Source organism: Sinorhizobium sp. NFACC03 (assembly GCF_900103435.1).
Lineage (GTDB): Bacteria > Pseudomonadota > Alphaproteobacteria > Rhizobiales > Rhizobiaceae > Ensifer.
Map to the genome: position 1 here is coordinate 1 of NZ_FMXF01000016.1, position 12004 is coordinate 12004.

The window sequence follows — 12004 nt, forward strand, 5'->3', positions numbered from 1 at the left end:
AGCCGTGTCCACATCTGCATCGAGACGTCGCTTGCGGTTTCGCTGAAGGAAAGATCCTGTGGTCCGGCCAGAAAGGCCTTGAGGATGCGCGCTCCGGCCAGGGGATCGTTCTCGCGATCCTCGACCATCAGCGAGCCGCAGATGGCCGCGCGCAGCCGGCGGCCATTCAGCACCATTGGCAGGACGTTGACGCCGACAAATCCGGAAATGACGCCCTTGTCGTTCACGTGCACGAGGGGGCGTATCTGCGGATCGCAGCCGGGCGCATCGAGGTAAAGCTGCTGCATGTAATCGGCAAGTGCCGGCGGCGGTGTGCCCTGGTCGTTGCGGAACACCCGCTGGAACATGCCTGCGATCGCTGGGATGTCCGCGCGTTCAAGCGAACGGATTTCGCTCATTTTCACTCGTTTCCGGCCGCAAAAAAGATAATCATATCAAATATAAGTCGACTTTCTATCTGTCCCGCCACATCGAGTTATCAATTTGGTGCTCTAAGTTGGCACAAACATTTCGGGTTATGGGAACGAGACCCAATTCCCTAGAAGAATACGAACTAAAGAAGAAACGGAGGTGATCCTCGAAGTCAAGCGGGCAGTAGTGTGCTCCATGGCAGTTAGTGGGTTTGTAGATCCGCTTCCGCGAAGCAAGTCATAAGAGAGGCTCTTCATCAACCCACCCATAAGCTGCGCAGATTGGTGCAATGCCGCCAGGATGGCAACATCATGTCCCCTCCCACTTTGGAGCCACGTCTGCGGCCGGTGAAGGTATGACGCGATAGTTGCATTAGGATAATCTCACGCTGAAGCTTGTGCCAAGTAGAATTAGACCTAAACGAGTCGAACCCGGGATGGCATTGAACGGACTTCCGACAGACTATATTGGCGCCTGCAACGCCATGACCCCTACAACGCGCGAAGCGCATCGGAGCCCACGGCAGAATTCGTTAACTGGAAAAGACCCCGGGGTAGCGAAGAAGATGGCCGCGCCCGGCTATCCTTTTGACCGGGGCGGCCATATCGCCTTCGAACTACCAGGTTTGGCGACCGTACCAGTCATCAACTTCGCGACGAACGCGGTCTCGTTCGATCCCGTAAAGCTCCTGAATTCGGCCTTCGAGTTGCTCGCGGTTACCGGCGATCTGATCCAGATCATCGTCGGTGAGTTTGCCCCACTGCTCCTTGATCTTGCCTTTGACCTGCTTCCAATTTCCTTCGATACGGTTCCAGTCCATTCTAGGATCCTCCTCAATTTACAGACGTCACTCCAACTCGCGGAGACCGAATTGGTTCTCGCCAGGCCCACAAAAGACTGACCGAAAGAAAGCCGGAACCGCCGAGAGCCAAATCCAGGAACAAGGTGGTACGGCAGAGCAGAACGATGCAACCCAATGTCAGAATAGGGGAGCAGCAAGGCTGGCAGCGAGCAGCCTTCCCATTAGGGTGAAGCCACTCAATCTGGCCAAAGCAAGTCCAAGGCTTATCAAGGGCGGAGCGCCAAGTCTGCGACCAACGTGGCAGTCGAACTAGCCAATGCGAGACCGCGCATGGTCGACCAGGACACGCTGCGCCGGCGCAGAAGGGGTCCCCATAAAAGTAGTTCGAATTTCCGCGCAGCGGAACATTTTCGAAAGTGGGACGTACTAGTTGGGTCAGGTAGCACGAATCCGCAAATGAATGCCTGGTCGGAAGCGAGCAGAACCGATGCCGTCACGCCTATTCGATGAGGGCGCAGTCGCCGACGATGTCCTTCGGGCGCGTTTCGCTGCGATCGTGGAATCGTCTTTCGATGCCATCGTCAGCAACGATCTGGACGGCACTGTCCGCACTTGGAACAGGGCCGCGGAGCGGCTCTTCGGCTACATGGCAGACGAAATGATGGGGCAGTCCATCCTCGCCATTATCCCGCCGCATCTTCACGAAGAAGAGATGAGACTGCACGACCGCCTGAGGCGAGGGGAGCCGATCGAGCCGTTCGAGACGGTACGCCAACGCAAAGCTGGAAGCTACGTTACCGTTTCGCTGACGGTCTCGCCTATTCGAAACGGCGTGGGCAAGATCGTGGGAGTGTCGGTGGTTGCCCGTGACATTACGTCGACCAAAGAGAAGGAACGGCGCATTCGCCTTCTCCTGCGTGAGGTCAACCACCGGGTTCGGAACCAGTACGCAATCATCCTTGCAATGATCAGGCAGAGCCGCAGCGAGGCAGCCAATGCCGCCATTTTCCAAAAACGTCTCGAAGAGCGTATCTGGGCATTGGCGGCCTCTCACGATTTGATTGCGTCGGCCGACTGGAAGGGGGCCGATCTCGGTGACCTCGTCGAGACACAGATGGCGCCCTTCTATCCGGGTGACACCTATGAGATTGCAGGGCCGTCTCTCGCGTTGGTACCAGTCGCGATCGAGAATCTCGGCATGGCGTTCCACGAACTGGCGCTGAATTCGCTGCGAAGCGGTGTCCTGAAAAACCGAACCGGATCGATCTCTGTGCACTGGGCGCTTGCCCAACGGGGGCCGATCCGAGGCTTCTCGATTACATGGGAAGAGCGGGTCGCAGCGGGCAGCAAAGGTCCGAGTTTTCCGCAGTCCGGGTTCGGAGCCGTTGTGCTCAGGCGCATTGTGGCGCAAGCACTCTGCGCGACGGTGGATGTCGTGTGCGGCGACGGGGAGCTCCGGTGGCGACTGGCGGGACAGGCGGAGCGTTTCCTGGAGCCATACCAGACCGCCGCGGAGCCACGCCCGACCGATGGGTCATAGCGGCTCTGCGGTTCGCGCCGTCATCCTGTCAGGTGGCGACGTTCGTTCATGTACTTGTCGAGATCACTGCGCGCTGGTCCAACACGCCCGAAAATCTCGCGCGCGACCAAGGGCGTCAAACCGTATTCGGCAATGAATTCCGCGAGGTCGTAATGCCCGTAATAAACGGATTCCGACGGATTGATGATCTTCGCGCGCCCCCGTTTTGCAGGTGCGGACGGGGAAGCGGGGTGGTGCTGTGCCATCTCAGACCTCCTGATGCCCTTTGATGTCGGTGTTCGCTTCGCAGCGCCGACCTGTGGGACACTGTGTAACAGTGCCGAAGTGCTCCAAACGGCTTTTTGTTCCCTGTAGAAACCTTCGATCGCGACGGAAGAGGCGGTTTGATGCTGTCGCATCATCAGGGTGCTAGGCGAGGGGCGGTCGGTCGATTTGGTCAGTCGATCTTCCCCATCAGCGCCGTGCCGAGACTGCCCATGGCGAACGAAGCGCCGAAGGCGAAGATCTGCATGAGCAGGGCGACGGGTTCGATTGAGCCATTGTGTCCAAGCACCTGAGGGTTCTGGGCAACGATCACCAGAGCGGTCATTGCGCCCAGCAGGAAACCGGTCGACAGGTGCCAAAAGAGAAAACGCAACAATCTAGGCATTTTCCACCTCCGTGGATGAGGGGCGAGTACCTTCGGCAACAGGGGCTGTCGCAAACAGCGCTCAATCGGAATTGATCGCCTCGCGGCCCACACGTTCCTCCAGCATCACCAGGTAGGATTGCAGGCGGAGAAGCTTCTTCCGATTGTCGGCAACGAGCGCTTTGATCACCTTGGCGCGGTTGATGCCTGGCGCCGCGCGAACGACGGCGCTCGCATCCGCACGGATTGCGTCGATCTCGTGTTCGAGCCCTTTCGCCATTTGCCGCAGCATTACCAATTGGTCTTCGAGCCGATGCGCATACGCATCCGCATCGAGATAAAGCTGGTTGTGTGGTCCAGCATCGAGCGTCGGCGCTTCCTTGCTCATCACCGTGCACTCCTCCGGCAGCCGAACCGGCTAGACCGCAATTGGTTCCCGGCATTTGATTTCGCTGGGTTAACGTGCGGCACGGAAGGCCGCAATTGATCTTCGTTGTTATCCGGCCGTGAGCTTCAGAGCCTCCGGATCACGGACGCCCGATCGAACCAGTTTTTGAGCGGGAGCGCCAACAAGGCGGTACTCATGCGCGGCATCGGGGGCTCTATTGCGACTTTTTCGGTCCGCGCCGTCTCAGAAATCGAGCAAACTGGGCTTCATCAGTTCGAAGGCCGTTAGCCGCCTTCCCCTTGCTGCTTCCACGCGGGATTGTTTCCCCCGGATTTGAAAGAGCGAGAACGGCCGGATGGACATAGCTCTTGCGGCAAACAGCAGGCGTGTTGTGGAGGACTTCCGCGGCCGCCTCGCACATTTGCTTGACTGTCGGGTGCCGGCCCTCCTGCAGGGCTTGTCGCGCGACAGCAAAGGCAGCAACGCTTCCCGCCCAGGTTCTGAACGTCTTGGCGGAGATCGGGGTACCGGAAATATCGGCAAGGTAACGATTGAAACGGCCGGACTCGATAGGTTTCGCCTTGCCGTCGGGCCCAACTGACACGAAGAGCTGCCGCCCGGGAAGCTCTGCAATCTCCTCCAGAATCCGCTGTAGACGGGGATTGCGCAGCCGCCTTCGGATCCGCTGCCCACCCTTGCCCTTGAAGTTCAGCTCGATGCGCCCGTCGCGGATCCTGAGATGTCGCTTGAGAAGCGTAACGGCGCCGTAGCTGCCATTCTGTTCCACGTAGCTCGAATTCCCGATGCGAAGTGGCGCTTGGTCGAGCAAGGCAGTCAATACCGCAAGAATTGTGGTCGGATCGTCAATCGACCCATTCATCTGTCTGCGGACGGTTCGGCGTATCCGCGGAAGCACTTTGGCAAAGGTTGGAAGTTGATCGTACTTGGCGCGGCTTCGCAATTTCTGCCAGGCATCGTGATAGCGATATTGCTTCCGCCCGCGCGCATCATAGCCGGTCGCCTGAAGGTGACCGTTCTTATTCATGCAGATCCAGACACGGTCGTAGGCTGGCGGTAATCCAAGCGCTTCGATACGCGCAATGATGCTGGGGTTCTTCAGGGGCGCGCCGTTCGGACGTCGATAACAAAAGCCGTTCGCCGTGCGCGACCGGCTGTAGCCCGGTTCCTTGTCTGAAACGTAAACAAGGTCGGGCTCAGCCGATGATGCACTCTGGCCTATCTCCAATCAGATCCGCCCCATCAACAAGAGGACCAACAGGACGACGACCAGAACGCCCAGGAGACCGGACGGCCCGTAGCCCCAACTCGAAGAATGGGGCCATGCGGGAAATGCGCCGACCAGCAGCAGGATCAGGATGATCAGCAGTACGGTTCCAAGCATCTTACTGTCCTTCCGCTATTCATGCCCTTGGTTGATAATCATTGCAGGACCTCGATGACCTCGCGGGTCTGCGGATTGATGAGCACTCTCCGGTCGTTAAGGACCACGTAGCCATAGGTAGGCTGATCCGGGATCGTATGAATCTCGACGGTGTCGGGAAGGCGCGTTCCGACCACCAGGTCGCCCTGATAGACTACGGAAGGGCTGCTCTGCTCGAGGACGTATGTCTTGACTTCACCGGGCACAACGACGGTTGTCTGCGCCACGGCGATACCGCCGAAGGCGAGGGCCGCGAATACACTTGCTAGGATGATTTTCTTCATGATCAAGCCTCCTAACTTGCGGGGGACTAACCGACGAGCACGGGAATGGTTCCGAAATGCCGCAAACAGCACCGGTGGAGCGGGGCGGGTGGGCGAGCGTCTTCGGTCGGCCGCAAGGGTGCCGTGACGATGTCTATTCGCGGCTCAGCATCTGTTGCCTATCCAACGGAAATATCGCGCTTTTTGCGATTTCGTTCCGGGTCCGGTTCGATGGACTGTGGCCGGTCGATCAACTTGGCCGGAACCCGCGGTCGTCCTCCGAGTTTATTTGTCGAACAGGAGGAACGATGGTGAAAACGATCGAAACGAATGTCGACGCCGGCGCGGAACGTGGCTTCGAGTGTCAGTTGGCGATGAGCGATCAATTTCGGCTCCTAACGGAATTTGCCGAACATGCCGGTTGGTCGTGGGACGAAATCGCGATCGCTTTGCTGGAGTTGACCGATGATTATGTCGCCGCCATGCGCACGCCGTTGGAAGCCGCCGTGGAATGCGCCAAATTTGTCCCGAAGAGCAACACGCGGCACTGAGGTGAGCGGCATGTGCTGCGCACCAGGGCATCCTGCGGTCATGCTCGCAGCCGCGAAGCTTGGCTTCCACTCCTGTGGGGCGTATCCTTGGTACGGTGTCGCCACGACTGGCGACGCGCATGCCCGGCAGAGGACTGTAGGAACGACCAAGGTAGAAGCGATGGCTTCGGGCAAGAAGACAAATGATGAAAACGTTAGCTTGCTGATGGGCGATCCGGCTCCTCGTGCGGTCGAGCCGGCCGTGGGACGCGTCGATGATGTTCCGGACCGGCTGTTGATACTCGCCAACAGGCTGCAGAGGGCTCTCGATTCCCGGCGAGCCGCAATTGAGGTGGACAGAAATACCGAGGACGAACAATGATGCCGGGCCTGCAGCATTTGCGGGTGCTGGTGGCGGAGGATGAGTTCTTTGTCGCAAATGACATCGCCCTGTGGCTCGAGCGGGCCGGGGCGACCATCATTGGCCCCACACCTACGGTGCAAGAAACCTTGAAGAGCCTGTCGAAGGCGGACGATATTCAGGTTGCTATCCTCGACATCAACCTGAACGGAGAGTTGGTCTTTCCCGTAGCGGATGAGCTCACGCGCCGTTCGGTGCCCTTGATCTTCTTCAGCGGCTACGATGATGTGGGCCTTCCGGAGCGGTTCGGGTCGGCGGCACGTCTTAGCAAATGCGCTAGCTCCTCAGACCTGGTGAGCGCCGTTTTTGAGCAATACCTCATGAATGTGTCGACCCTTGCCCCAATCTACGGTGGCCTGTCCGATCAACTCGTTACAGATCTCGTTCCTGGCCTGCGTCTCCGGGCCAGGGTGCTGATGTCGAGCGTCAAGGCGGCCGATTATCTCGTCGAGCGCACACTCGAACGTGCGATTGCCTTGGCTGCCACGAGAGAGAGAGCACAGCCGCTCGACATGTGGCTACATGAGTTGATGACGAACATTTACAGCGAAGGCCCATACGGGCCGAACTGAGAGCGACCATACCCGGTTACCATGATGGGTGGGTGTGAATGGGTGGTTCACGGACTTCGTCCGGGTTGGGCGTTCGCTTTTCATCCGGCAGATCTTCGGGTTCTGGTTCCTCGATCGGGCGCGGTGTCCGGTTCGGCTCTGGTACTGGGGGCGGCTGCTGGCCGGGTCTATATGGGCTCGGGCTCATTTCGCTCTCCTCGTTTCCATGAAGAACCGGCGTTTTCCCGCATGGTTCCGAGAAGTTTTCGAGGATCGTTGCGGGCGGCGCTTTCGAGGGTATCGGACAGATCCGGCTGGCGCGGGATGGACGGATTCCGGCATTGTCACAGAACCCTTGTCGGCGCGGAAATCCGCCAAGGCGGAAACGGAACAAATCCATGTTTTCAGAGTTTGCAGAGCAACACTTGAGGAGGTCAGTGTCATGGACGACAAGGATGAACTCATTCGCCGGCGTGCCTATGCGATATGGGAAAGCGAGGGACGGCCCGAGGGGCAGGACGAGCGACATTGGGAACAGGCAAGCCGCGAACTGGCTGAGCGTGAGCGCCCCCATCCCACGCAAGAAGCCGACGACGATACAGGAACCCTTGTTGCGCCGTCGACGGCTCCGCACGGAAAGGCCGGTCGCCCCGCCGATGAATCCTGAACGCGGAAGGAGAACTCTCATGCGAATTGCCGAAATCATGACAAGGGACGTTCACATTGCCAGCCCGGACGACACGATCTCAACGGTTGCGCGGGAGATGGCTGATAACGACATCGGCTTCCTGCCGGTCAGGGATAACGATCGCCTGGTCGGGATGATCACCGACCGCGATATCGTCGTACGCTGTGTCGCGGATGGTCGCGACGACAAGACCCGCGTCGGCGATATCATGACTGCCGACGTCAAATACTGCTTTGACGACGAAGACGTGTCCGAGGTTGCCCGCAACATGGGCGACGAGCAGGTGCGCCGCCTGCCGGTCGTCGATCGCAACAAGCGCCTCGTTGGCATCGTTTCGCTGGCTGATGCGGCGCGTCGCGATCCTGCGCTCGCGGGCATCGGCCTCAAAGGCGTGACCGCTCCGGGGGGCGCTCACAACCAAAGGCCATAACGATGGCAGACACCCGCGATCGACGCTCACTATGGCGCTCCCCAGTCCTGCTGTCGGCGCCCGAGGAGCATGCTTGGGCGCGAGAAGTCGCTGTTCACGCCCACGCCGGCCAGCGCGACAAGGCGGGTGAACCGTATATACGGCATTGTCAACGTGTTGCCGATGCCGTTCAGGGTGACAAGACCAAGACCGTTGCCTTCCTGCACGATGTCCTGGAAAAGTCGCCGGGATGGACAGCTGAAAGGCTGCTGGATTCCGGCTTTTCGCCAGAGGTCGTTGCCGCCGTCGAATGTCTGACGCGGCGGCCTGGTGAAACGAAGGATGCGTTGACGATCCGTGCCGCCGCCAACCTGCTTACGCGTGAGGTGAAGCGGGCGGATCTCGGCGACAATCTTGTCCAGCTTGAACGCCAAGGCAAAAGCGGCGCCGAATACAGGCGCAGGCTGCACCTGCTTGAAGAAGTGGTCAGCGATAAGCAGGAAGCGGCGGCGGGCCTCGAGCCCGGCGATGCAGACCTGACGAGCGAAGCGCGGCTTGCCCGCATTGATGCCGCTCGCCGCGCACTTCGTAGCCAGTATACCGCTCGTGTCGCGAAACGATCTCTCGTCGTTCTTTTCGGCCTGGCGATCGTCGGTGCGTTCTATTTGATTTTCATGCAGTGATCCGAACGTGCCGGTTCATTCAACCGGCACGCCGTTCATGCGATAGGCGAGCTCGTCACGAGCTCGGCTGAGCCTGCTCTTGATGGTTCCAACGGCGCAGTCGCAGATATCGGCGGCCTCCTTGTAGCTCAGGCCGTAGCCGGCGACGAGGACCAGGACCTCCCGATGGACGGGGGCCAGCGTTTCGAGCGCAGTGCGCAATTCGCAGTTCAGCACATACCACTCTTGCGGCGGCGCCATGGGTATCGGCAATTCTGCGCAATCGATGACGCCTGGCGCTTCGCGCCGGCGCAACTTGTACTGGGTGCGGAACGCATTGTGCATGATGGTGAAGAGCCACGACTTCAAATTTGTGCCGGGCTCGAAACCATCGATACCCCGCAGCGCGCGAAAAAGCGTTTCCTGCAGGAGATCGTCCGCCTCGAAGCTGGAGGTGACAAATGTGCGTGCAAACGCTCGCAACGCCGGAATGAGATCTACGACCTGGGTTTCCAGCGGCTGCGTATGCTCTTCCTTCTTGAGGGTGGAAGGCATGGGGAAACTGCCTTTCGGGATCGTTTTGTTGCTGTTTTAACAATGCGTGGTTGGCCTTTATGTTCCGCCTCCGCTACGAGCGCCGGGGATGAAACCGAAGGGAAGTAGCGGAACCGTCATCGCTTCGCCAAGCACTCGGCCGCCCTCCTAGAGCAAGAACATTCCGGCCGTTGCAGCCAGCATCACCAAGGCAGTCGCGCCGCCGCGCGTCAACATCCACCAGGGCGCCTTGAGCTGGGCCATGACGTGACGATTGGCGGCCATCATCGTCATGATGGCGATGAGGGGGCCTGCGAGCATGCCGTTTATGATCGCGCTCCAATAGAGCAGCAGGAACGGGTGTTCGGGCAAAATCGTTGATGAACGCCGCCCATGCTTTCCATCGTCGTCATCATTGTCAAAAGTGCTCGTCTGCCGGACCGAATCCACCATGATCGGCCCTCCGTTACCGGTGTCAGTTCAGCGTCGAACGGCCTTGCCAAGCGATGGTTCCCTGCCATCCGGCGCTCCCATTTTGCCTCGTGATGCAACTGGCGACCCCTCCGCGCAATTCGGGACTGCGCGGAGGGGTCGCCAGATGAGAGAATGTCCGCTGCTATGCGGTGACGTTCAGCTTCCCGCTGATGTATCGAAACTCTTGCGTCTTGCCGCCGTAGCCGTAGGCGGCGGCCGGCACCTCGTGCACGAGAATGTAGCTCTCCGAATGCAGCTTGCCGAGCAGTTGTTCGAAGCGGCCGTATACCGCCTCCAGATAGGCAGCCATTTCCGGCTTCGTGTTTGTCCCGTCGACGACTTTGATGTCCAGCCAGAAGCTGTTCAAGTCCTGCTCCGCCAACGACGTGCCGCCGGCGAACCAATGGGCAGGATCGATGTAGGCGACGGCGATCGCAGTGATCGTCGGGTCTTTGCGCAGGTGTGTGGCCGTCAGCTCGCTGACCGCAGCTGCGATCCGGGAAGACAGAGCCGCGTCGGCCTTGCCGCTGACCGTGATGTTGATGATAGGCATGGAAAGCTCCTTTTGGTGAATTGAGATCCGTTGTTGAACTCAATGTGTCATCTTATTTCATGAATAAAAATCGAATTGTTTAATATAAATGCTTCGATTATTATGAAGTATGCAAGCTTTCGATCCCGACCTGCTCCGAACGTTCCTCGCCTTTGCCGAAGGCGGCTCGCTTGCTCACGCGGCTGCCGCAGTGGGCCGCACCGCTTCCGCTGTCACCGCTCAGATGCAGCGGTTGGAGGCAATGGTGGGAGAACCGCTGCTCGCCCCGTCGGGAAGAGGACGTGTCCTCACGCCGGCTGGGGAGGAACTGCTCGTTCATGCGCGGCGGATTCTCGAAGTCCATCGGGATGCGTGGCTCAGCCTAAAGGGCGCGAAGGCCGATGGTCGCCTGACGCTCGGCTGCACCCAGGACTTTGCCGACAGCAATCTGCCTGATCTCTTACGTCTCTTTGCGCGCACACATCCGCGCGTGCGCCTCGATCTGCGGGTCGGGCGCTCCCGGGAGCTGACGGCAGGCTACGACCAAGGAGCGATCGATGTCCTGATCGTCATGCGGGACGGCGCGCAACCGGACGAGATCGCGATGCTGAGCGAACCGATGCTGTGGTTATCCGCATCGGCTGATCCGGTTCCCGCCGGTGGTGAGCTTCCGATTGCGGTATTGGACCCGCCCTGCGGGTTTCGCTCGGCGGCCACCAGTGCGCTCGAAGACGCCGGCTTTGCCTATCGTATCGCGGCGACCAGTCCGAGCCTTTCCGGGTTACGTGCTGCGGTCCGCAGCGGCATCGCGATCACGGCACGGACTGCGCGATTTGTAGGCGAGGGGGTCGCCGTCGCGCCCCAAGCCCTCTCGTTGCCGGCGTTGCCGAAAGCGGAGTTCAGCCTGCGGCTCAAGCCGAAGGCGGACCAGGCCGCCTCCAGTCTCGCGATGCTTCTCGCAGAAGGATTGCCGAACGAGAGCAGCAGGCCTTGATATTATCTCGGTGGGGCCAACGGCAGCTACATTTGCACGGTCATGCCGCCATCGACGGTCAGTGTAATGCCGTTGACGAAGCTTGCAGCGGGCGAAGCCAGGAACACGGCAGCCGGCGCGATCTCTTCCGGTCGGCCCCAGCGTTTCAGGGGAATGCGGACGTCAACGAAAGCCTGGAGCGCCGGATCGGCGGCAAGTGCCGCATTGGTCTCTGTCGCGAACCAGCCAGGCGCGATAGCGTTGACCGTCAACGTGTCGGAGCCGAGCTCGACTGCAAGCGAGCGAGTGAGTGCATCAAGGCCGCCTTTTGCGGCGGTGTAGGCTGGGTCTCCAGGGCGCGCGGCGAAGGCGGCGATGGAGGTAACGAAGATCAGCCGCCCGGAAACCGAACGGCGAAGGTAAGGAAGCGCCGCCTTCGCCATCCCGTAGGCCGCCGTCAAATCCGCGTTGATCAGAGCCGCAAAGGAGGCGGAATCCATGGCGTCGGTGCCACGCCGGCCGCGCTCGCCCACCGCATGGATCAGGATGTCAAGCTGCCCCATCCCCGCTATCGCCGCGTCGACAATCTTTGCCGCATCTGTCAAGACATCGATCAGCGGCAACGAGAATCGATCGCCGGGGAGCTGTGCCGAATTCAGGCCGAGCCCGATCATCGCAAGGGCGACATCGTAGACCGACAGAGTGAACAGCGCGCCCAGCTCGGGGAAAAGAATTCATGGGGGATGAGCTGCGACGC

Annotated in this window: 17 protein-coding genes and 3 pseudogenes; 8 read left to right on the top strand and 12 right to left on the bottom strand. The window is 59.8% G+C overall.

What is annotated here, in order from left to right:
* Together BLU35_RS19615 and BLU35_RS19620 are read right to left on the bottom strand one after the other, a co-directional pair.
* Positions 1-398, bottom strand: a pseudogene (locus BLU35_RS19615) (hypothetical protein); the annotation flags it as partial.
* Between the two features lie 629 nt (positions 399-1027).
* Positions 1028-1231, bottom strand: coding sequence for a CsbD family protein (locus BLU35_RS19620; protein ID WP_057252190.1), 204 nt, complete (start codon positions 1229-1231; stop codon positions 1028-1030).
* A 469-nt stretch (positions 1232-1700) separates the two neighbouring features.
* Here BLU35_RS19620 and BLU35_RS19625 point away from each other — a divergent pair, with 469 nt between their 5' ends.
* Positions 1701-2753: a PAS domain S-box protein gene (locus BLU35_RS19625; RefSeq protein ID WP_176907323.1), complete on the top strand. Its 1053-nt coding sequence runs from the start codon at positions 1701-1703 to the stop codon at positions 2751-2753.
* Positions 2754-2773: 20 nt separating this feature from the next.
* On the opposite strand, the gene BLU35_RS19630 is transcribed toward BLU35_RS19625, so the two are convergent.
* The 6 genes from BLU35_RS19630 to BLU35_RS19655 form a co-directional block, all read right to left on the bottom strand.
* On the bottom strand, positions 2774-2998 hold the full coding sequence (locus BLU35_RS19630) for a hypothetical protein (RefSeq protein WP_093234123.1): 225 nt from the start codon (positions 2996-2998) through the stop codon (positions 2774-2776).
* Positions 2999-3189: 191 nt separating this feature from the next.
* A complete protein-coding gene (locus BLU35_RS19635; protein ID WP_143032955.1) occupies positions 3190-3402 on the bottom strand; it encodes a hypothetical protein in 213 nt (70 codons plus the stop codon).
* 61 nt (positions 3403-3463) lie between these two features.
* A complete protein-coding gene (locus tag BLU35_RS19640) occupies positions 3464-3769 on the bottom strand; it encodes a hypothetical protein (RefSeq protein WP_093234126.1) in 306 nt (101 codons plus the stop codon).
* Positions 3770-3983: 214 nt separating this feature from the next.
* A complete protein-coding gene (locus BLU35_RS19645) occupies positions 3984-5015 on the bottom strand; it encodes a DNA topoisomerase IB (RefSeq protein ID WP_093234128.1) in 1032 nt (343 codons plus the stop codon).
* On the bottom strand, positions 5016-5171 hold the full coding sequence (locus BLU35_RS19650) for a DUF3309 family protein (protein WP_082663635.1): 156 nt from the start codon (positions 5169-5171) through the stop codon (positions 5016-5018).
* 38 nt (positions 5172-5209) lie between these two features.
* Entirely contained in the window at positions 5210-5494 is a 285-nt protein-coding gene (locus tag BLU35_RS19655; RefSeq protein WP_093234129.1) for a DUF1236 domain-containing protein, read from the bottom strand.
* A 287-nt stretch (positions 5495-5781) separates the two neighbouring features.
* Between BLU35_RS19655 and BLU35_RS19660 the strand changes: the two genes are divergently transcribed.
* From BLU35_RS19660 to BLU35_RS36845, 6 genes and pseudogenes are all read left to right on the top strand, one after another.
* Entirely contained in the window at positions 5782-6024 is a 243-nt protein-coding gene (locus BLU35_RS19660; RefSeq protein WP_286161563.1) for a hypothetical protein, read from the top strand.
* Between the two features lie 160 nt (positions 6025-6184).
* Positions 6185-6385 (top strand): hypothetical protein, encoded by a 201-nt coding sequence (locus BLU35_RS35050; RefSeq protein ID WP_143032956.1) that lies wholly within the window; start codon positions 6185-6187, stop codon positions 6383-6385.
* Entirely contained in the window at positions 6382-6996 is a 615-nt protein-coding gene (locus BLU35_RS19670) for a response regulator (protein WP_093234136.1), read from the top strand. Before BLU35_RS35050 ends, BLU35_RS19670 begins: the two co-directional genes overlap by 4 nt.
* A gap of 421 nt (positions 6997-7417) precedes the next feature.
* Positions 7418-7526: pseudogene (locus BLU35_RS36160) on the top strand (DUF2934 domain-containing protein); the annotation flags it as partial.
* Between the two features lie 135 nt (positions 7527-7661).
* Positions 7662-8093, top strand: coding sequence for a CBS domain-containing protein (locus BLU35_RS19680; RefSeq protein ID WP_093234140.1), 432 nt, complete (start codon positions 7662-7664; stop codon positions 8091-8093).
* Between the two features lie 2 nt (positions 8094-8095).
* Entirely contained in the window at positions 8096-8755 is a 660-nt protein-coding gene (locus BLU35_RS36845; RefSeq protein WP_093234142.1) for an HD domain-containing protein, read from the top strand.
* A 15-nt stretch (positions 8756-8770) separates the two neighbouring features.
* On the opposite strand, the gene BLU35_RS19690 is transcribed toward BLU35_RS36845, so the two are convergent.
* The 3 genes from BLU35_RS19690 to BLU35_RS19700 form a co-directional block, all read right to left on the bottom strand.
* Positions 8771-9289: a sigma-70 family RNA polymerase sigma factor gene (locus BLU35_RS19690; protein WP_093234144.1), complete on the bottom strand. Its 519-nt coding sequence runs from the start codon at positions 9287-9289 to the stop codon at positions 8771-8773.
* Positions 9290-9436: 147 nt separating this feature from the next.
* Positions 9437-9721, bottom strand: coding sequence for a hypothetical protein (locus BLU35_RS19695; RefSeq protein WP_093234147.1), 285 nt, complete (start codon positions 9719-9721; stop codon positions 9437-9439).
* Between the two features lie 163 nt (positions 9722-9884).
* On the bottom strand, positions 9885-10295 hold the full coding sequence (locus tag BLU35_RS19700) for a tautomerase family protein (RefSeq protein WP_093234149.1): 411 nt from the start codon (positions 10293-10295) through the stop codon (positions 9885-9887).
* Positions 10296-10404: 109 nt separating this feature from the next.
* On the opposite strand from BLU35_RS19700, the gene BLU35_RS19705 reads away from it, so the two are divergent.
* Complete coding sequence (locus tag BLU35_RS19705; RefSeq protein ID WP_093234150.1) at positions 10405-11268, top strand: LysR substrate-binding domain-containing protein; 864 nt, start codon at positions 10405-10407, stop codon at positions 11266-11268.
* 26 nt (positions 11269-11294) lie between these two features.
* Here BLU35_RS19705 and BLU35_RS19710 read toward each other — a convergent pair.
* Positions 11295-11915, bottom strand: a pseudogene (locus tag BLU35_RS19710) (SDR family oxidoreductase); the annotation flags it as partial.
* Positions 11916-12004: the final 89 nt, after the last annotated feature.